General features: G+C 72.6%; 16 protein-coding genes and 1 pseudogene. 10 read left to right on the forward strand and 7 right to left on the reverse strand.

Features of this window, described 5'->3' with window-relative positions; all coding sequences use genetic code 11:
• Positions 1–258 precede the first annotated feature (258 nt).
• The 3 genes from STTU_RS02660 to STTU_RS02670 all read left to right on the forward strand — a co-directional run bounded on the left by STTU_RS02660 (position 259) and on the right by STTU_RS02670 (position 3,612).
• Positions 259–2,292, forward strand: a complete 2,034-nt coding sequence (locus STTU_RS02660) for a glycosyltransferase (protein WP_007819570.1) — start codon at positions 259–261, stop codon at positions 2,290–2,292.
• 161 nt (positions 2,293–2,453) lie between these two features.
• The gene (locus tag STTU_RS02665; RefSeq protein ID WP_007819571.1) at positions 2,454–2,855 is read left to right on the forward strand and encodes a VOC family protein; all 402 of its coding nucleotides are present in this window, start codon (positions 2,454–2,456) and stop codon (positions 2,853–2,855) included.
• Between the two features lie 94 nt (positions 2,856–2,949).
• Positions 2,950–3,612, forward strand: coding sequence for an SDR family NAD(P)-dependent oxidoreductase (locus tag STTU_RS02670; protein WP_007819574.1), 663 nt, complete (start codon positions 2,950–2,952; stop codon positions 3,610–3,612).
• A 335-nt stretch (positions 3,613–3,947) separates the two neighbouring features.
• Here the strand turns inward: STTU_RS02670 and STTU_RS36005 are convergent, their stop codons facing one another.
• The 4 genes and pseudogenes from STTU_RS36005 to STTU_RS02685 all read right to left on the reverse strand — a co-directional run bounded on the left by STTU_RS36005 (position 3,948) and on the right by STTU_RS02685 (position 7,163).
• Positions 3,948–4,091, reverse strand: a complete 144-nt coding sequence (locus tag STTU_RS36005) for an SDR family NAD(P)-dependent oxidoreductase (protein ID WP_007819575.1) — start codon at positions 4,089–4,091, stop codon at positions 3,948–3,950.
• A 26-nt stretch (positions 4,092–4,117) separates the two neighbouring features.
• Positions 4,118–6,347 (reverse strand): annotated as a pseudogene (locus STTU_RS02675) (alpha-galactosidase).
• Positions 6,344–6,571, reverse strand: a complete 228-nt coding sequence (locus STTU_RS02680) for a hypothetical protein (protein ID WP_007819579.1) — start codon at positions 6,569–6,571, stop codon at positions 6,344–6,346. The pseudogene STTU_RS02675 and the gene STTU_RS02680 overlap by 4 nt, the downstream one beginning before the upstream one ends.
• Positions 6,572–6,575: 4 nt before the next feature.
• Entirely contained in the window at positions 6,576–7,163 is a 588-nt protein-coding gene (locus tag STTU_RS02685; protein ID WP_007819580.1) for a TetR/AcrR family transcriptional regulator, read from the reverse strand.
• A gap of 110 nt (positions 7,164–7,273) precedes the next feature.
• Here STTU_RS02685 and STTU_RS02690 point away from each other — a divergent pair, with 110 nt between their 5' ends.
• A complete protein-coding gene (locus STTU_RS02690) occupies positions 7,274–8,224 on the forward strand; it encodes an alpha/beta fold hydrolase (protein WP_007819581.1) in 951 nt (316 codons plus the stop codon).
• A 119-nt stretch (positions 8,225–8,343) separates the two neighbouring features.
• On the opposite strand, the gene STTU_RS02695 is transcribed toward STTU_RS02690, so the two are convergent.
• Positions 8,344–9,633: a hypothetical protein gene (locus STTU_RS02695; RefSeq protein WP_234019120.1), complete on the reverse strand. Its 1,290-nt coding sequence runs from the start codon at positions 9,631–9,633 to the stop codon at positions 8,344–8,346.
• A gap of 299 nt (positions 9,634–9,932) precedes the next feature.
• On the opposite strand from STTU_RS02695, the gene STTU_RS02700 reads away from it, so the two are divergent.
• Both STTU_RS02700 and STTU_RS02705 read left to right on the forward strand, forming a co-directional pair.
• Entirely contained in the window at positions 9,933–10,547 is a 615-nt protein-coding gene (locus STTU_RS02700) for a DUF4157 domain-containing protein (RefSeq protein ID WP_043253894.1), read from the forward strand.
• 110 nt (positions 10,548–10,657) lie between these two features.
• Positions 10,658–10,996: a hypothetical protein gene (locus tag STTU_RS02705; protein WP_007819585.1), complete on the forward strand. Its 339-nt coding sequence runs from the start codon at positions 10,658–10,660 to the stop codon at positions 10,994–10,996.
• Between the two features lie 46 nt (positions 10,997–11,042).
• Here the strand turns inward: STTU_RS02705 and STTU_RS02710 are convergent, their stop codons facing one another.
• Both STTU_RS02710 and STTU_RS35160 read right to left on the reverse strand, forming a co-directional pair.
• Positions 11,043–12,854, reverse strand: a complete 1,812-nt coding sequence (locus STTU_RS02710) for a glycosyl hydrolase family 28-related protein (protein ID WP_007819587.1) — start codon at positions 12,852–12,854, stop codon at positions 11,043–11,045.
• A 145-nt stretch (positions 12,855–12,999) separates the two neighbouring features.
• Entirely contained in the window at positions 13,000–13,644 is a 645-nt protein-coding gene (locus STTU_RS35160) for an ABC transporter substrate-binding protein (protein WP_324607902.1), read from the reverse strand.
• Between the two features lie 606 nt (positions 13,645–14,250).
• On the opposite strand from STTU_RS35160, the gene STTU_RS02720 reads away from it, so the two are divergent.
• From STTU_RS02720 to STTU_RS02735, 4 genes are all read left to right on the forward strand, one after another.
• A complete protein-coding gene (locus tag STTU_RS02720) occupies positions 14,251–15,315 on the forward strand; it encodes a cobalamin-independent methionine synthase II family protein (protein WP_007819594.1) in 1,065 nt (354 codons plus the stop codon).
• A gap of 170 nt (positions 15,316–15,485) precedes the next feature.
• Positions 15,486–16,034 (forward strand): carboxymuconolactone decarboxylase family protein, encoded by a 549-nt coding sequence (locus STTU_RS02725; RefSeq protein ID WP_043253896.1) that lies wholly within the window; start codon positions 15,486–15,488, stop codon positions 16,032–16,034.
• A 288-nt stretch (positions 16,035–16,322) separates the two neighbouring features.
• A complete protein-coding gene (locus tag STTU_RS02730) occupies positions 16,323–18,224 on the forward strand; it encodes an FAD/NAD(P)-binding protein (protein ID WP_007819597.1) in 1,902 nt (633 codons plus the stop codon).
• Between the two features lie 57 nt (positions 18,225–18,281).
• Positions 18,282–19,457, forward strand: a complete 1,176-nt coding sequence (locus tag STTU_RS02735; RefSeq protein WP_234019121.1) for a putative PEP-binding protein — start codon at positions 18,282–18,284, stop codon at positions 19,455–19,457.
• Positions 19,458–19,603 lie beyond the last annotated feature (146 nt).

Consider the following 19,603-nt stretch of genomic DNA (forward strand, 5'->3'; position numbering starts at 1 on the left):
CGGCGTGAGCCCGCTGCACGGGCACGGACCGGACAGCGTCCCGCCACCCGCCGCGCCTGACCAGGGTCCGCGCCACGACACGGTCCCGGACCGGGGGCGCGGGGACACGCCCGCCCCTCCCCGACCTTCGCGTTATGCCCGTTTTGTGCTGATATGTGAATTCGCCGTGCCTCCCCCCGCAGGACCCCCGCTGTTCCCCCGGCGTCCACTCCCCCGCTCCCCTCCCCCGACTCGCCCCTCCGTGCCAGGAGAAGCCACGTGAAGATCGCCTTCCTGATCAACAACGCCTACGGCATCGGCGGCACGATCCGCTCCACCGCCAACCTGTCCCGCGCCTTCGCCGACCGCCACGAGGTGGAGGTCGTGAGCGTCCACCGCTCGAAGGACACCCCGGCGATCCCCTTCGACCCCCGCGTGAAGCTGACGACGCTCATCGACACGCGCCCCGGCTCGCGCGCGCTCACCACGGGCCCGCTCACGCAGCGCCCCTGCACGATGTTCCCCGGGCCCGCCGCGCCGCGCGTCTCCGGCAGGACCCCGTACTCGGCGCTGCACGACGACCGCATCGGCCGCTGGCTCCGTACGACGGACGCGGACGTCGTGATCGCGACGCGGCCCGACCTCAACGGCTACCTCGCGCGCGACGGACAGAGCCGCTGCGTACGCGTCGGGCAGGAGCACCTCAGCCTCGCCGGGCACAGCGACGCGGTCCGTACGGCGCAGAACGGCGTGATCGGGCGGCTCGACGCCTTCGTCACCGTCTCCGAGGCCGACGCCGCCGCCTACCGCGCCGCGCTCCCCGACGTGCCCACCCGTATCCGCTGCATCCCCAACGGCGTGCCCGCGCCCGTCGTCGAGGGCTCGGCGCGGGACGCGGACGTGATCGTCGCGGCCGGGCGGCTCATCCCCGTCAAGCGCTACGACCGCCTGGTCGACGCCTTCGCGCGCGTCGCCGACGCGCACCCGACGTGGACGCTGCGGCTGTACGGGCGCGGCCCCAAGCAGGCGCAGTTGCGGGAACAGATCGACCGCCTCGGCCTCTACGAGCGGGTCCAGCTCATGGGGTCCTTCGCGCCGATCGAGACGGAGTGGGCCAAGGGCTCGATCGCGGCGGTCTCCTCGGACAAGGAGTCCTTCGGGATGACGATCGTCGAGGCGATGCACTGCGGCGTCCCCGTGATCGCCACCGACTGCCCGCACGGCCCCGGCGAGATCATCACGCACGACCACGACGGCGTCCTCGTCCCGCTCGACTCGGGTGCCGAGGGCTACGCCCACGCGCTCGACCGGCTCATGAGCGACCGTGAGATGCGCGCGCGGCTCGCGGCCGGGGCGCTGCGGCGCGCCGCCGACTTCGCGCCGGAGCGGGTCGCCGAGCGGTACGAGGACCTCTTCCACGCGCTCGGCGCCGGGCGCGTCCCCGCACAGGCCGCCCCCGCCCCGTGGTGGCGCAGGCTGCGCGCCGCGCTCCTCCCCGTACGGGCGAGGCCGCCGCGCCGCGCGACGGACAGCCGCCCGCTCGCCTCGGCGCGCTCGGGAGCGGACGGCGAGATCGTGTTCCGCTTCCCCGCCGCGTCCCTCCCGTGGGGCGAACTCGACCTCCTCGCCCGGCTGCGCCGCGACCCGAAGGGTCGCGAGGTGCGCGTACCGCTCCCGGCCGGACGCGCGAGCGAGGTCCGGGTCACGCTCGACCCGCTCACGCACCCGCTCGCCGAAGGACGTTGGGACTGCTACGTCGTGCCGCGCGGGGCGACGCGGGGACGCAAGCGGCTCGTGTGCGAGGTCGCCGAGCGCGCGCGCCGCGTCGGGCGCGCGCCACTGACCGCGCCCGACGGCGAGACGGTGAGCGCGCTGCCGTACGCGACCGTGGACGGCTTCCTGGCGGTACGGGCCTGGCGGCGTCCCGCGCACGCGGAGGTCACGCGGATCGCGGTGGGCCCGGAGGGGACGACGGTACGCGCCGCGCTGTCCGTGCCCGCGACGGGCGCGGTCGTCGTGGCGGTCTCGCGCCAGGGCGAGTCCGGCGACTTCAGCCTCCCCGTGACCCCGGACGGCACGGGTCTCGTCTTCACGCTCCCGCACGCGAGACCCGTGGCGGCCCCGCACTCCCGCTGGGACCTCTACCTCCGCGTCCCGGCGCACGAGGTGCCGGTCGCGCTCGGCCGCATCGGCGGCGACATCATCGACCGCAACAAGACGGACCTCGTCCCGGCGACCCGCCGCGACGGCACGGAGGCCCGCGTCTTCTTCACGGGGGCGCACAACCTGGCCTTCGAGGTGCGCACGCCGTAACGGGGCACGGGAGCGGGCGGCACCGCGCACGCTCCCGTGCCGGGCGGCACGGTGGCAGGGGCGCCTTGCGCACGGCGGTCGGCGGCTTCCCCGACGGGGCGCCACCCGGCTGCGTACAGTGCCGGTACCTCCTCCACCGAGCCGCCCCCTTGGAGCCCGCCGTGCCGCCCACTCCCGGAACCCTGCACCACGTCGAGATCTGGGTCCCCGACCTCCCCCGCGCCGTCGCGGACTGGGCCTGGCTCCTCGAAGCGCTCGGCCACACGCTCCACCAGGAGTGGGACGGGGGCAGGAGCTGGCGCCTGGGCGGCACGTACCTGGTCTTCGAGCAGTCCCCCGCGCTCTCCGGGCCGCGCCACGACCGCCTCGCCCCCGGCCTCAACCACCTCGCCTTCCACGCCGGTCCCCGCGCCGCCGTCGACGCGCTCACCGACAAGGCCCTCGCGCACGGCTGGACGCTCCTCTTCCCCGACCGCCACCCCCACGCGGGCGGCCCCGACCAGTACGCCGCCTACCTGGAGAACCGCGACGGCTTCGAGATCGAACTCGTCGCGGCGGACTGAGCGTTCGCGCGGGGAATGCCGCGCGGGCGGGCGATGTTCCGCCCGTGTGCCGGTGGTCCGGGAGGGAACGCCGGGCGGACGAGCGGGGGCGGACATGGCGTCAGCGGTGGTGGTCGGGGCGGGGCCGGGCACCGGGGCCTCGGTGGCGGCGCGGCTCGCCCGCGAGGGACTGGCGGTCACGGTGGTCGCGCGGAGCCCCGGGACCCTGCGGGACGTCACCGAGCGCATCGGGCGGGGCGGCGGGACCGTACGGGGGCTGATCGCCGACAGCACGGACGAGAAGGCCCTGCGCGCCGCCCTCGACACGGCGGCGAGCGCTGACGGTCCGGTCGAACTCCTCGTCTACAACGCGGCGTTGATCCGCCCCGACGCCCCCGGAGAACTGGACGCCCGGGGCCAGCTCGACGCGTGGGCGGTGAACGTCGTCGGCGCGCTGACCGCCGCCGCGCACGTGGCCCCCGGCATGGCGGCACGCGGCCGGGGGACGATCCTCGTCACCGGGGGCATGCCCGAGCCCGAGCCGGAGTACGTGAGCCTGTCGCTCGGCAAGGCGGGCGTGCGCACACTCGTCGGCCTCCTGCACGGGGCGTACGGGGCGGCCGGGGTCCACGTGGCCTCGGTGACCGTGCCGGGCGCGGTGGCGCCCGGCGGCGAGAACGACCCGGACGAGATCGCCGCGCACTACTGGCGGCTGCACACCCAGCCGCGCGAGCAGTGGCAGCACGAACTCGTCCACGGCGCGGACCCCACGGCCTGACGCGTACCGCAGCGGGACCACCCGCCGGGACCCAGCGGCGCGCGTCGCCGTCCGTGCCCATCGCCTCCGGCGCGGCGCCGCGCTGCGTCGGCGCGGCGCCGCGAGCGCCTTCGGGGACTCAGGCGGCGTGGTCGGGCTCGCGTCCAGCTCGGTCCGGAGACCGACCGGGTCGGGGGCGAGCCCCGCGGGGAACTTTCGCCGGGCATCCGGCGCACGAGCCTTTCCGGGGTCTGCCCGTGCGCTCCGCCGCTCCCGCACGTCGGGCAGGAGCGCCTTGACGCCGAGGAAGGCGCGGGTGAGGTCGGCCGAGAGCCGGCGCTCCCGCGACGCGAGCGTCACCTTGTGTCGCGTATCCCGGCGGCGACGTGCTCACCGGCCGTCTCCGCGACATCGGCGAGCACCACGGCGGTGCCCACGTCGGCGAGCCCGCGCGCGGTCGCCGCGCCGATGCCGGAGGCGGCACCGGTGACGACGGCCACTTCGCCGGTGAAACGGCCCGCGCTGTTCAGGGGCGGGTCTGCTCCTCCGGACGAGCCGCGCGGGAAGCGGCGGGGGTGGCGGCGCTCTCGCGCGCGAGCCGGGACAGGACGACGAGCTCGGCGTCGTGGTCCGCGCTCCAGGTGAAGGGCAGCCCGGCGTGCAGGAGGTGGGCGGCGCCGTACTCGCGGCCGGAGTGCTCGTCCCGGTAGCGGTCGGCCGGGTCGAGTCCGCGCAGCCGCAGCCGCGCCGGGCGGCCGGGAATCAGCGGGGCACCGTCCAGGCGGCCTGTGGCGAGGGCCGTGACAGCGATCCTGCCGCCGTCGGGGGCGGTGTGCTGGGTCCCGTACGTGGCGTCCTCGGGGGTGCCGAGCAGGTGGACGTCGCCGTGGTGCACGAGGGTGCGCACGTCCTTGTACCGCGCGATCCACTCGGCGGCGCGGGCGCGCCGCGCGGCCGGCCACTGCCGGATGTCCGCGCCGATGCCGAGCACGCCGGACAGGGCGCTGACGAAGCGGAAGTCGAGCGAGCGCGGCCGGGGGTCGAAGACGCCGGGCGAGTCGGTGACCCACGCGCTCATGGTGTGCGGGGCGTGGGCGTGGAGGTAGCCGTACTGGATGGCGAGGCGGTCGAGCGGGGCGGTGTTGTCGCTGGGCCAGACGACGTCGGTCCGGGCCAGCGTCGCGTGCTCGACGCGACCGCCGCCGCTCGCGCACCCCTCGACCGTGACGTGCGGGTGGCGCTCCCTGAGGTGGTCGAGCACACGCAGGTACCCCGCGACGTGCTCGGCGTCGAGATCGGTGTCGGCCGGGCGGGTGCCGGGCCTGCCGCGTTCGGTCGGGGGCCGGTTCATGTCCCACTTGAGGTAGGAGACGGCGTACTCGCCGAGCAGGTGGTCGAGCGTCGCGAGGACGAACTCCTGGACGTCCTCGCGCCCGAGGTCGAGCAGCAACTGCTCGCGCACGCGCCGCGAGGGGCGCCCCTCCACGCGGTACACCCACTCGGGGTGCTCCGCGTACAGGCGCGAGCGCGGGCTCACCGCCTCGGGTTCGACCCACAGGCCGAAGTCCATGCCGAGGGCGCGTACGTCGTCGACGAAGGCGCCGAAGCCGCGCGGGAAGGCCGCCGGGTCCGGGTACCAGTCGCCGAGTCCGCCGGTCTCGTCGTCGCGGCCGGGGAACCAGCCGTCGTCCACGACGAACAGTTCCACGCCCATGTCGGCGGCGGCGCGGGCCAGTTCGAGCTGCGAGTCGGCGTCCACCGCGAAGGAGGTGGCCTCCCAGGAGTTGTAGAGCACCTTGCGGGTGCGCTCCAGGCGGTCGCCCGAGAGGCGCCGCTCGTAGCGGTGCCATACGCGGGAGAGCCCGCCGAGCCCGTCGGGGCTGAAGGCGCAGGCGAGGCGCGGGGTGCTGAGGGCCTGTCCGGGGCGGAGCAGCACCGCGCCCTCGTGCGGCACCCGCCCCGCGCGCACGCGCACCAGCCCGGGAGGCTCCGCGTCGGCGCTGATGTGCCAGTTCCCGGACCACTCCAGGGCGATCCCGTAGGTGGGGGTGTCGCCCTCCTCGGGCAGGGCCGCGTCCTGGACGGCGAGCCAGGGGGCGTAGGCGTGTCCCGGCACGCCCTGCGTGCTGCCGATCTCGTAGCGGCCCCGGATCAGTTCGGTGCGGGTACGGGTGAACTCCTGCGCCCACTGGCCGCTCAGCGCGGTCAGCCGTGCGCCGCGCGCGCCGACGGGTACGTTCACGGCCGCCGAGTCCAGCCGCTCCAGGCGCAGCGGGTCCGCGCCCGCGCAGCTCAGCTCGGTCCAGCGCAGCACGACGTCGGTGTCCGGCACGCTCTCGTAGCGCAGCACGACCCGCAGGCCGAGGTGCTCGTCGAGGAAGGTGAGCGCGAGGGAGCGGTCGTCGTCCTGCTCGGCGGTCTCGAAGCGCCACCACACGCCGCGCTCCCCGTCCGGGCGGGCCACGACGAGGTCGGCGCCGGTGAAGGGCCGCTGTCCGGCCGGGATGTACTCGGCGGGGGCGATGTCGGCCGGGGTGAGGTAGTGGGTGCGGCGCGACCAGTCCAGCGGCGAGGGCCCGTCCTCGGCCCCGCGGTCCCCAGACGGACAGCTCGGGCCACCGTCCGGCGGCGGGCCCGTCGCCGTCCCCGTCGCCGCCGAGGGTGACGGCGTAGACGGTCCGCTCGGTGCGCAGCACCCAGCGCGGTTTCCCGGTGGTGGTCCCGCTCGGCCCGCTCGTGGTCTCGTAGGTGCTCACTTGACGGCTCCCAGGTTGAGTCCGGCGACGAAGTAGCGCTGAAAGCGCAGGAATACCAGACCCGTCGGGTCCGCGGCGACGGCGGAACCGGCCGCGATGACGTTCCGCATCGCGACGTATTCGCCCTGGGGGCCGATGAGGGAGGCGGTGACGGGCGCGGCCCGGTGGAAGCCGGCTTCCCGCGCTCCTGCTGGAGCAGCGGAGCCGAGGACGGGCCCGCTCACCGCGTCAGCGCCCGCCCAGGGCCACGGAGAGCGCGTCCAGCGTCACGCCCACGACGGCGAGGAGCTGGGCCGGGCTCGCCCCGGCTCTGCTCATGACGGCGAGGGACTGGTTCACCGCGGCCGTGTGCTCGGCGAACGCCTCCGCGTCCCGGTCGCCCAGCGGGCCCGCTTCCAGCGCGGCGCGGAGGCGGCGGCGCTGGAAGCCCAGGGCCTCTTTCGCGTGGGCCGCGACGCTCTGGCTCAGTACCGGGATCGCCATGGCCGACTGGGCGACCAGGCATCCGTCCGGCAGCGCGGGATCGGCGATGCGCTCAAGGGTGACGTCGAAGAACGCGCGCACGGCCGCGACGGGCTCCGTGGCCGCGCACGACAGGGCCGCGTCGTACGCGGCGCCGTAGCGCGCGGCGTAGCGCTCCAGGCAGCGCAAGAAGAGCGTGTCCTTGTCGCCGAACGAGGCGTAGAGGGAACTGCGGTTCAGCCCGGTCACCCGGGACAGGTCGCCCACCGAGGTGTCCGCGTAGCCGGCGCGCCAGAACTGGATCATCGCGGCGTCGAGCGCCGTGTCCATGTCGAATTGCTTCTTGCCTGCCACGTGGCACTTCCTCGCGGTGCGTCGATGTCCGAGCCTGCGTCGGGCCCACCTTATCCTGAACCGAACGGTTCAAGATGTGTGAGCGTCCCGCACCAGCGCTCCCGACGCCGATGGAGGATTCCGTGACCGACCCCGCCCGCACCGCCCGGCACCTCTCCGCGAGCGACCCCGTGCGCGAACTGCCCCCGCACGACCTGGCGGGATTCACCCACCGCTGGGTCGACGGCGACGGCGTCCGCCTCCATGCCGTCGAAGGCGGCCCGGCGACCGGCCCGGCGGTCGTCCTCCTCGCCGGGTTCCCGCAGACCTGGTGGGCGTGGCGCGAGGTCATGCCCCTCCTCGCCCGCCGGTTCCGCGTCCTCGCGATCGACCTGCCGGGGCAGGGCCACTCCGAGCGCCCGGCGAGGGGCTACGACACGCACACGGTCGCCGCGCACGTCCATCCCGCCGTGCAGGCTCTCGGGGTGCCGTCCTACTGGCTGGCGGCCCACGACATCGGCGCCTGGGTCGCCTTCTCCCTCGCGCTCGGACACGAGAGCCGACTGCGCGGGCTCGCTCTGCTCGACGCCGGAATCCCCGGCATCACCCTCCCCGAAGCGATTCCCACCGACCCTGACCAGGCGTGGAAGACCTGGCACTTCGCCTTCCACCTCGTGCCGGAGCTGCCCGAGACCCTGCTCACCGGCCGCGAACGCGAGTACGTCGGCTGGTTCCTGAGGAAGAAGGCCCTCTCCCCCGACACGTTCGGCGAAGCCGAGATCGACCACTACGCGGCGGCCCTCGCCGCCCCCGGCGGCCTCCGCGCTTCCCTCGCCTACTACCGGGAGGCCGCCGAGTCGGCACGGCGGAACCACGAAGCGCTCGAACGACGGCATCTGACGCTGCCCGTCCTCGGCATCTCCAGCAGCCACGGCTCGATCCCGGACATGGCGGCCTCCCTCAGCCCCTGGGCCGACGACACCACCGGAGTCGTGGTGCCCGAGGCCGGACACTTCATCCCGGACGAGCAGCCCGAAGCCGTCGCCGCCGCGCTCACCGATTTCATCCTCGGCAGCGCCTGACCCCGGCCGAATCCACCCGGCACGGTTCGACCGTGAAGGAAGACGGCGGCCCCCGCCGACGTGGAGCCCGTCGACGGAGGCCGCCCGAGGCATCCGGTTCTGCCGGAACCGGCAGCGGTTCAGTACCTGCGGCTCCCGTAGTCGTCGTAGTCGTCGTACTTGTCGTAACGACGGCTGTACGGCATCTCGCTGGGCTGGCTCAGCTGGAAGTCGTCCTCCTCAGGAGCGTCGTACCGTCTGCTGCTGGAGTAGGCGTCCCGGTCGGACAAGCCGCGCCCGCTGCTCTTGCTCCGCCTCGGCGGCTCGTCGTAGTAGTCCCGCTCGGACAGCCCGCGTCCCCTGCTCTTGTCCCGCCTGCTCGGCCGCTCGTAGTCGCGGTCGTCGACGTACGGGCTCCGGCTGCGCCTCCGGTCCCGGTCGTCGAGGTCGAGGTCGTAGTCCCGCTTGTACGGAGTTTTCGCGAGCTTCCTGAGCGCCCTGCGCTGAGAGCTCTCCCTCTCGCGGGGGGCGTCGAAGAACTCGGTCAGCTCGTCGCCGTCCGCCGCGCCACGCGACCGCGTGGGGTACTCGTCGAAGCGCGAGCCGCCGTACTCCTCGCGCAGCACGCGCACCCGCTCCGCGTGGGGGACCTCTCTGCGCTCACGCATCGAGGTGCGCCCGATGTCGAGCTGTGCCTGCTCGCCGGGGCGCAGCGAACGGGTGTAGCGGCGTTCGCCGTTCCTGTCGTAGATCGGCGTGCGCGGGTTGGCCTTGATCGAGCGCCGGAAGCTGGTGTCCGCCGCCTCCGCCTCTCGTGACCCGCTCGCCGCGTGGAAGGAGGGCAGCGGGTTGTACTCGAGCTGGTTGAGTTCCAGCGAGCTGAACGGGTCGTCGTCGAGCAGGTACTCCTCCTGCCGGTCGCGGTAGTCCCTGCTGTTGAGACCGGTGGTCCGGCGCTTGAGACTGGAGCCGGTGCCCGGGTGGTCGCGGTGGGCTCTCAGCGTCTCGTGGTACGCCAGGATCTCGCCCTCGTGCCGCGTGTTGCTCTTACGGGAGCGCGGGGCGCGGCGCGCGGTGGACGCGTAGCCGTGAGCGTGCTCGACCTGGAAGTTCGAACCGCCCATGTCCAGGTCGTACTCGTCCTCCAGGTACTTCCTGTCCTTCCCGCGCCGCCCGTAGGTCCCGTCCGGGTACTCGTCGTCCCTCACCCGCTGTACGGGAGCGCCGGTGACGCGCTGCACCGGCAGGCCGCCCGACTGGCCGGAGAGCGCCCGCGTGACGGCGGCGTTGCCCGCCGACCGCTGCAGGCTGAGGATCGACGTGGGCGAAGCGGAAAGGTCCGCGGCGGCGGACCGGGCGTCCGCCGGGGACGACGGACGCCGCAGGGGTGGCCGTCGCACCCCGGTCTGTTGTTCTTCATGTGCGTGCAAGGCGACGGGCTCCTCTGCGCCTTCGTCGGTGAGTCCTGCATCATGATCATTTCGCCCGTACCCGGTCCAGGGCCTCCGGGGCATTCACCGTGTCTGCGGGGGCAGCGCGCGCGGGTACATCCGCCGGGCGGTCGTGGGCGCACGGGAGGCCGGGGGTCTCCGCCGCCCGGCCTGCCCCGCCGGTCGCTCCCCGATGTGCCCTCAAGCCTGCCCCTCGGCTCTTGCACCGGGCGCGCGCTCCGGGTAGACCTGCGAAGGCCATCACGAGGTGCCGACCCGTCATTCACCGGAGGAGTGCTGTGCGAGCGCGCGAGAACGAGGCTGCCCAGCAGGCCGACGGGAGAAACCCGGTCCGCCGTGTCGGCTCGCCGGGAACGGCGGCGGCCCGCGTACTGGCCCTGCAGAGCCGGGCGGGCAATGCGGCGGTGAGCCGGACCATCCAGCGCCGGATGGACCCGGAGCAGCACCAGCACGGCGCGGGCTGCGGGCACGACGACGCCGACAGGAGCCCGGAGGGGCAGAGCCAGCTCCTGGCAGCCGCCCAGAAGACCCCCGGCTCGCCGCTTCCCAGTTCGTTCCTGGCCAAGGCGACGTCGTTCTACCAGAATCCGGGCATCGCCGCCGGGCGCGTCCACGCGGACCCCGTCGCGCAGCGCGCGACCGCGGCCATGGGTGCCGAGGCCATGACGGTCGGGATGGACGTCTTCCTCGGCCCGTCCGCCCTCGGCGATACGAAGATCCTCGCCCACGAGGCCAGCCACCTCGACAAGAACAGCAGGGGCGTCAGGGAGACCGGCAACAACAACGGGGCGGGCGTCGCCATCACCAGCCCCGCCCAGGACTCCGAGGTCGCCGCGGTGTCCGACAGCGACGCCTTCATGTCCGGCGCCGAAACGGCCCCCTCCGTGGAGTGAGAACGCGCGAAGGTGCCACCGGGCCGCGCCGCCTGGTGGCACCTTCGCGCGTTCGTGCCCGGGGGCGGTGGTCGGCTCCGCGCCTCCGGGAGACGGGGCCCGGTCGCTCCGTGGTCGATACGGCGGCCGGGATCGGAGCCCGCGACAACCAGGCGCGCGAGCGGGCCAAGACGGCCTTCGAGACCACCCGCGCGGCACTGCGCGCCCCGCCGACCGAGGGACGACCCCGCGACGAGGTCGCCGGGGGCCCGGACGCCTCGACGGGGCTGCTCCTCACCACCGCGCTCGGCGTGCGCGTACGCGAAGGCGTCGGAAACGACCTCGCCCGGCTCGCCACCATCATCGACGCCGCGATCGGTGCGGCCCCTGGGGCCCGCACCGGGTGCCCGAACGCGAAAGGCCGGCCGTACCCGGGGTACGGGGCCCCGGGTACGGCCTGGTCGGGCTGACGGTGTGCGGCGGTTTGGAGGGATGTTCTCCGGCGCCGGTCGTGAGCTACTGCGTCAGCTTGAAGGTGTCCTTCGCGTCGTTCTGCAGTTCCGCCTGGCCCGGCAGCAGGTTCCGCACGGTGTTGCGCGCGAACGTGCCGGTTCCGACGGCTCCCTCGCCGATCCAGATGCCCTGCTTCGCCGGACCGTCGATGACGTTGTCGGTGAAGGTCATGCGGACGTGGCTCTTGCTGACGAAGAGACCGGCTCGCAGCGACCCGCGCAGGGTGTTCCCCGTCATGGTGACGTTCGTGTAGGCGTCGGGGAACCGGGAGTTCGGGCCGGGCGAGGTGATCTGGACGCCGTGCCGCGTCCCGTTCCACCCGGAGCCGCCGATCAGGACGTTGCCGCTGACCGTGGCGGACTCCAGCGGGTGGCCGGTGTCGCCGAAGATGCCCACCTCCATGGCGCTGTTGGAGGACACGCTCTGCACCAGGTTGTCCTTGAACTGGATGTCCTTGCCGCCCGCGATCCGGAGGCCGTTGGCCCACCACGGCGCGATGGCGGTGTTGTTGAGCACCCGGGCGCCGGTGAGCTGACCGTTGTCGCCGTTCGCGCCCGCGTCCGAGTAGACGGCGAAGGAGTCGTCGCCGGTGTTGCGGGCGAAGTTGTTCTGGACGGTGATGTCGTCGCCGCGCCCGTCCGGGCTGGGCTTGCCGCCGTTGTTGATGTTGAAGCCGTCGCCGTAGGAGTCGGAGGTACGGCTGTCGCGGACCGTGCCGCCCGTCCCGGAGAGCCAGTTGGCGTCGGTGTGGCGGGTCCAGATCCGCTCCACGAGCCAGCCCTCGGAGCCGTTCGCGGCGATCCCGTAGTCGGCGCCTCCCGGGCCGCCGATGTCGCGGTACACGGCGTTGCTGTCGATCTGGATGTCGCTGAGAACGGTGTGCGAGCCGACCTGGATCTTCGTGCGCTGCTGCGCGGGGAGCGGCGGCCTGCGGTAGATCGTGGTGTACCACATCCCGGCGCCCCGCACGGTCACACCGCTGAAGTCCAGCGGCGCGGCACCGGCGTAGCTGTTGGTCAGGTACTTGCCCTCGGGTATCCATACGGACTTGTGCTGTTGCCGGGCGAGGTCGACGGTCTTCTGGATGGCGACCGTCGAGTCCTTCGCGAAAGCGGGGTCGGCTCCCTGGTCGACCACCGACAGCGAGTCGGCCGGGCGCGTACGCGGGGCCCCCACGTTCTCGAAGTCCAGCGAGTCGACGTCGTAGTAGGCGGCCGTGTTCGCGGCGTCCTTCCGCAGCGTGACCTTGCTGCCCGCGGGAATCGGGGCGCCCGTGATCCGGACGGGGAACTCGTTGTAGAAGCGGTACGCGACGCCGCCCGCGTTCGGGTCGTCCGCGTTGGTCGTGGCCCCCCGGTAGTTCCACGCCTGCTTGGAGCTGATCGTGACGGCCTGCCGGAACGCGCCGTCGACGTAGAGGTTCAGGGAGGCGTCGATGCCGCCGCCCTGGGGCGCGTCGGGAACGGAGGCGCGCACGACGAGTGTGTTGGCGGGCTTGCCGCTGGTGTTCGCCACCGCGACCGCCTGGCCCGTCTTCGCCAGTCTCACGTACGAGTAACCGGACGCCTCGGTCTCCGGGCTCGCCTTGGTGGGCGCGGGATCGCCGGGCTTGAGCGCGTGCGTGGTGGCACCACCGCCCAGCTCGCCCTTCTCCGCCTCGGCGATCACGAAGGGCGTCCGCGCACCGGCCTGCTCGGCCGCCGGTGCCGCCCCGGCGGCGGGGGCGGGCGCGGCGTCGGCCTCGCTCCGCGCCCCGGGCAGTACGGCATAGGCGCCGCAACCGAGGACCGCGGCACCGGCGACCCACAGGGTCACTCTTCGCTTCTTACGGTGATGCATGCAGCACCTTGCCTTCGTCAGTGGGGGGAGGTGACGGCCGCTCAGGGGCCGCACGTGACAGCATGAAAGGCCATTCAATGGATGTGGTCAATACTCCTGACCGCTCGCTTCGGGTGCCGTGTCAATGAAATCCCTGACACCAGAGGGCAGAAAGCGAATTCTCTGCCATGTACGCGGGAAAGCTAATTCTCTTCCACCTTTCGTCGAGAATGCCGCGACAGCAGAAAAAGGCTTTACCCCAGGACGGCGAAGAGCCGCCGGTCGGCGGGCCTGTCTCGCCGGGACGCGCCGCCCGCCCGACGAGCGCGCGACCACGCGGGCTCGTGACTGACGGGGCGGGAGAGGACCATTCACTGCAGGGGCCGTTGATCATCATGGCGGCCTTGCGCGCGGCGAACTGGTCGTTGGCATCGCTCTGCGCCCAGGTGACGGCCGACTTCGGCGTGAGGCCCTGCTCGACGAGTCCGGAGGCGAGGTCGAGGGCCGCGACGGAGGGCGCGGAGTCGAGCGTGTCGAGGTCGCCGCCGCGCGACCACAGGAAGGGCAGGAACTGCCAGGCGCCCTCGCCGTCGTTGTCGGCGGACATCGCGAAGCCGTAGCGGTCGCCCTTCGTGAGCTTCTTCGCCGCGGCGGTCAGTTCAGCCCAGGTGCGGGGCGGTTCGACGCACGCGGCGGCGAGCAGGTCCTTGTTGTAGAAGAGTGCGACCGAGTTCACGCCGGGGGCGAGGCCGTAGACCTTCTTCTCGTACGTGCCCGCCGACAGGATCGAGGTAGTAGTTGTCGAGGTCGACCCCCGCGCTGCTCAGCTCGGCGAGCGCGCCGGTCTCCGCGATCTGTGGGAGGGCCGGGTTGTCCAGCACGAGCAGGTCGGGGAGCGGGTGCGAGGAGAACTGCTGGAGCACCTTCGGCATGAGCTGCGGGTTGGCGACGCTCTGGTGCTCGACCTTGACGCCGGTCGTCCGGCCGCACGTCCTGAGGAGATCTTCCGCGGCGCCGCGCTGGGGTTCGGCGGTGAAGTAGTCCATCGCCTCGACGGTGACCGGTCCGCCGGAGGAGCTGTCGGACGAGGTGCCGCATCCGGCCGCGAGGAGCGCGACGGCCGTGGCGAGGAAGAGGGCCTGTCGGCGGGACACTCCCACGAACTCCTCAAACGCCGAACGGCCGCCTCGTCCCCGTCACGTGACCCCGGAAAGGCGTTCCCCGCCGGGATCTCCGTGGCCGCGACCTGATCCCCGAACTCCGCCGACGCTTCCCCTCCCCCGTTACACCACCCCGTCCCTTCTCGTGGCTCTTTTGCCTCAACTTCCCCTGTATTCGCGGCAATCAGGCGTTCGGGTGGTACCGGCTACGCCCTCTTCCTATCCTTCGGATCATGACCATCGCCACAGAGCCGATCGGCAGCCTTCCTCGTTCCGCGACCCTCAGGGACGCCCTCACCGCACACGCGCAGGGGACCCTGGACGACGCGGACCTCGCCAAGGAGCAGGAGCAAGCAGTCGCGGACACCCTGGCCCGGCTGGAGGGGGTCGGCAGCCCTGTCCTCGTGGACGGCGAACAGTCCAAGCCGAGCTTCGCCACCTACCCCGTGACCGGCCTCGACACCCTCTCCCCGGACGGCGCCGTCATCCCCTTCGCCGACGGGCACACCCGGCAGCTCCCCAGCATCACGCAAGGGCCCTTCCGCTACCAGGTGCGGGCCGAGACCTTCCTGCGCGCCGCGCGGCGGCTCACGGACCGCCCCCTCAAGCAGGCGGTCATCGCGCCCTCCGCGCTCAGCCTGCTCTACCCCGCCACGCCCATCGAGGGCTACCCCCGCGAGGAGTTCCTGCGCGACGTCGCCGACGAGGCCGAGGCAGACATCCGCGGCTGCCTGGACGCGGGGGCACACGTCGTCCAGCTCGACTTCACCGAAGGGCGGCTCTCCCTCAAGCTCGACCCCAGCGGCGGAGTCCTCGACGACTTCATCGCCCTCAACAACGAGGTCCTGGGACGCTTCAGCCCCGAGGAACGCGCCCGCATCGGCGTGCACACGTGCCCCGGAGGCGACCAGGACTCCACGCACAGTCTCGACATCGACTACGCCGGACTCCTGCCCAAGCTCTTCCAGCTGAAAGCGGGCAACTTCTACCTCGAACTGGCCGCTGAAGCGGACCCCGAGCGGGTCCTGAGCATCGTCCGCGACCACCTGCCCGCCACCGCCCGCGTCTTCGTCGGGGTGACCGACCCGATCGATCCCGCCGTCGAGACCCCCGAGCAGGTACGCGACCGGGTCCTGCTCGCCGCCCGCTACATCCCGGTGGAGCAGTTGGGAACGTGTGACGACTGCGGCTTCGCCCCGTTCGCCGACGACTCCTCCACCAGCCGCGACGTGGCCTTCGCCAAGATCGACGCCCGTGTCCGGGGCACCGCGCTGGCCGCGGAGGCGCTCGGCCTCTGACCCCGGCTCCCCTCCGCGCCCCCGGCGGCCCGGCCCGGCCTCGTCGGGCCGGGCCGCCGGGCGGCCTTCTCGGAAAAGGCCGCCCGGCGGCGAAGACCGTTCACGGCGGAGGGCACGTGGGCAGACTGCGAGGACGAGGAACTCCCACCACTACGAGGAGAGGCATTCCCATGCCGCGGATTCCCGTCCACACCATCGAGACCGCGCCCGAAGGCGGCGGAGAGATTCTGCGCCGCCTGGAGAAGCGCTTCGGGCGCGTGCTCAACATCCACGGAGGGATGGCCCATTCGCCCGTGGTTCTGGAGACCTACGCGGCGATCACCGGAGCCGTCGCGGAACACGGGACCTTCGACGCCCGCACACGGGAGGCGATCGCCCTCGCCGTGGGCGCGGTCGACGCGTGCGCGTACTGCCAGGCGGCGCACACGGTGTCGGCGAAGGCGGCGGGCTTCACGCCGGAGGAGACCGTGGCGATACGCCGGGGGGTACCCGGGGACGACGCCAGGCTCGAAGCGCTCGTCCAGGTCGCGCGGGAGATCGCCGGCGAGGTGGGCGAAGCGTCGGACGCCTCGTGGGACGCGGCCGTGGCACAGGGGTGGACCGACACCGAGCTGGCCGAGCTCTTCGTCCATGTGGCCGTGAACCTCTACACCAATTACTTCAACCACTACGCCCGCACCGAGATCGACGTCCCCGCCGCTCCCGGCATCGACGGCTGACGGTCCGCCTCCACGACCCCGGACGGACTCCGGCGAACCCCGCGACGCCCCTGTCGGTGACCCGCTCTTTTCAGCCTCCAAGGCGGCTCACCGATGGGGGCTTCTTCTTCGGTGCCTTGCGGTATCGTCGGCGCCACGATCGTGCACGACCCTGTCCAGGCATCGTCATTCCAGCTCAATTTCATTCAGCATGAGCACAGTTGATGTCTGGTCAGGGAACTTCCAGTCAGTGGGGACAATGACGGGGAGCGCACGGCGGGGCGCTCCCCGGGTCAGCGGGGAGGCTTCATGGGCAAGACGGGTGTGCGCCCGAGGGTGCTGGTCGTAGGGGCGGGCCTGGCCGGTACGGCGACCGCGATACGGCTGCTCCATTTCGCGAGAAGACCGCTGGAGGTCGTCCTCCTGGAGCGGCGGGCCGACTACCGCTCGGCCGGTGTCGCCTACCACCGCGACGGCAATCCCTGGGACCACGTCTTCAACATCCAGGCCGGGCGGATGTCGGTGTTCCGCGAGGACGTCCTCGACTTCATCAACTGGGCCAACCAGGAGGCCGACCGCCGGGACTGGCCCCCACGCTGGGCCTCGTGGAAGTTCACCGAGCAGGGACCCGCACCGCGCCGCATCTTCCAGGACTACCTCGACGACCGGCTGGCCGAGGCCGCGCGGGAAGCCTGCCCCGGAGTCGTCCTCGTGGAAGCGGACGGCGAGGCACTCGAAACCCGGCCCGGCGACCGCGGCTTCGAGGTCACCGTCAGGGGCCTCACCTCGTACAAGACCGAAGAGCCGCGCCCCGGCCCGCTCGCGGACACGCGGGTACTCGCAGCGGACCATGTCGTTCTCGCCACCGGCCTCGAACTCAAGGAACCTCCTTTCGCGGCACGCGTCGCCGGGCACCCCGCCTTCGTCCGCGACCCGTACTCCGCGTCCGCCGTCCGCACCCTCGCCCAGCTCCCGCCCGACGCCTCCGTGGCCATCGTCGGCTCCGTGCTGAGCGCGTACGACTCGGCAGGGCTGCTGCTGCGCAACGGACACGTCGGCCGTATCCGTCTGATCTCCGGGTCGGGGACGATCTTCCGCACCTACCCCGGCACCCACGAACACGGAGTGCTGCGACTGCCGCGCCCCGGCCTCCTGATGGAGCCCTACCGCGACCGCGAGGAGTTCCTCGACCGCCTCGGGACCGCCTGGCAGGAGGCCCGCCAGGCCGTCCAGGACCGGCATCCCGGCATCGACCCCGTGGTCGTCTCCGAACGCGTCGCCAAAGCCTGGGAGCCGTACCTCCCGGAGGCCATCGCGCGCATCCCGACCGACGACCTGCGCGGTCTGCTCGACGAGTTCGCCACCGGCCTCGCCGCCCTGCGCGTCGGGGCGGTGGAGTACACGATGGGGATCATCGAGCAAGCGATGCGGCCCCAGGACGGGCGCGTGGAGCTGCTTGTCGGCCGGGTGCGGGAGATCACCCCCACGGAGTCCGGGCGGCTGACGGTCACCGTCGCCGGGCGGCACGGGCGGCACAGCCTCGAAGCCGACCTCGTGGTGTCCAACTTCGGCAGGGAGTTCGACTACGCCAAGGTCGAGCAGCCGCTCTGGCGCGACCTGCTCCGGAAGGGCATCGCGGTCCCCCACGCGCGCACCGGGCGCGGTGTGGAGGTCGACGAGTGCGGAACGCTGCTGAGTGCCGACGGCACCCCGGCCGGGCCGATCTCCACCGTCGGAGTACCGAGAGAGGGGGACGAGATCGTCCGGCACGGCCGGACCGGCGCGTTCGCGTTCAACCTCGCGGCCATCAAGAACCAGTCCGTCTCCGTCGCCGCCCATGTCGTCGAACAGCTTGAGCTGCGAAGGGACGGCTTCGACGACCTCGCCGCACGACACCCCCATTACCGGAGCTACGTCAGCAATCCGGAGGAAGCGGTCAGGGAGGCGCTGGAGGAGTCTGTGGAACTGGAGGTACGGAGGCTGGCCGCCCGCGAACGAAGGAGGAGGGAAGCGCTGGAGTCCCGCCTGAACGCCCGCATTCGCTCCATGGGCGGCCTCCCCGTCCTTCCGGCGGACGTCCCCCGTGATGAACGCCTGATGAGGGCCGTCGTCAACCGGGTCGCCGTGGAACGGCTCAACGACGTCTCCGTGACACCACGGCAACTACGTCGACAACTGGGGTTGGAGAACGACGAACATGTGGAGGACTAGGTGAACGGGACCGGACGACGCATCCGGGGATCCCTCCTGGCCGGCGGTACCGAGAGTGTGCTCCGGGGCACCTGCAACCGCACGCGCAGCCCGCGTGAGGGGACCATCCTGATAGCGCCCTCCCTGGAAGCCGGGCTGTACGACGCCATCGTGGCCGCGCGGGCGGTGGTGTGCGGCTCCGGCGGCATGACCGGCCACATGCAGTCCCTCTGCCGCGGCAGAGGGATACCGGTCCTCCGCGTCGAGGAGGAGGACCTCGCCGATCTCGTCGGCGAGGTGACGCTCTACCTGGAGAGCGCGTCCATCGTCGTCGGGTCCCGGCCCTCCCCACCGCCCGGGTCCGGCAAGCCCGCGCTGGACGCCGTCGGCTCGGCGTGCGCGGTCATCGCGGACCTGCAGGACATCACGACCATCAACGCCTGCGGGCCCGACGCCGCCCGCGTCGAGTCCTTCTTCATCCGGGAGGAGTTCCTCTGCCTCGCCCTGGGGCTGAGCCCGCTCGACGCCATGGCCGGCGGAGCCGCGGACATCGCGGCCTACGGACGGGCCATCGGGGAACGGCTCCGCAGTTTCGTCGGAGCGCTCCTGCCCGGCCAGCGGCTCGTCCTGCGCATGCTCGACCTGCGCTCGGACCACGCGGCCGACGTCACCGCGACCGCCCCCGTCGCGGTCGAGCCGAACCCGGAGATGGGCCTGCACGGCGCGCGCTGGCTCCTCGGCTCCGCTGGCTACCGCGAAGCCCTCCACGCGGTGCTGGCCACCCTGCGTGAACACCTCGGCGAGGAGGCGGACCGGGTGGGGCTGTCGGTGCCGTTCGTCAGCGACGAGACGGAGTTCGTACAGCTCAGGGACCATCTCGGCCTGCCCGACGGCACCCCCCTGTCCGCCTTCGTCGAGACACCCTCCGCCGTCCACGCCACTACCGCGCTGTGCCTCGCCGGAGCCAGTGAGCTGTTCGTCGGCCTCAAGGACCTGGTGCAGTTCTATCTCGCCGCCGACCGCGGCAACCACCTGGTCGCCGATTCCTACCGCACCCGCCACCCGGCGGTTCTCGACGGCGTACGCCACGTCGTGGAATCCGCCCGCGCGGCGGGCACGCCGGTACGGGTCTTCTCCCTGGCGTCGGACCTCGACCACTACCTCGCACACCTGCCGACGCCCGACGGCTACATGATGTGCACCGCCGAACTCCAGCGACTTCTCCTGTCAACCGGCTCCGCACGCACGGGCTGACACGGCAGCGGAGTGCCGCCGGGGACGGGGCGGCGGGGCCCCGAGCAGCCGACAGGTCACGGGATTCCCGCCGCTCCTCGGTCCGAAGTCGCGTCGGCGTGGGTCTGCTTCCGGTGGGACGGTCCCCCGCCTTTTGCCGCGTCGTC

The sequence above is a fragment of the Streptomyces sp. Tu6071 genome, from assembly GCF_000213055.1.
Lineage (GTDB): Bacteria > Actinomycetota > Actinomycetes > Streptomycetales > Streptomycetaceae > Streptomyces > Streptomyces evansiae.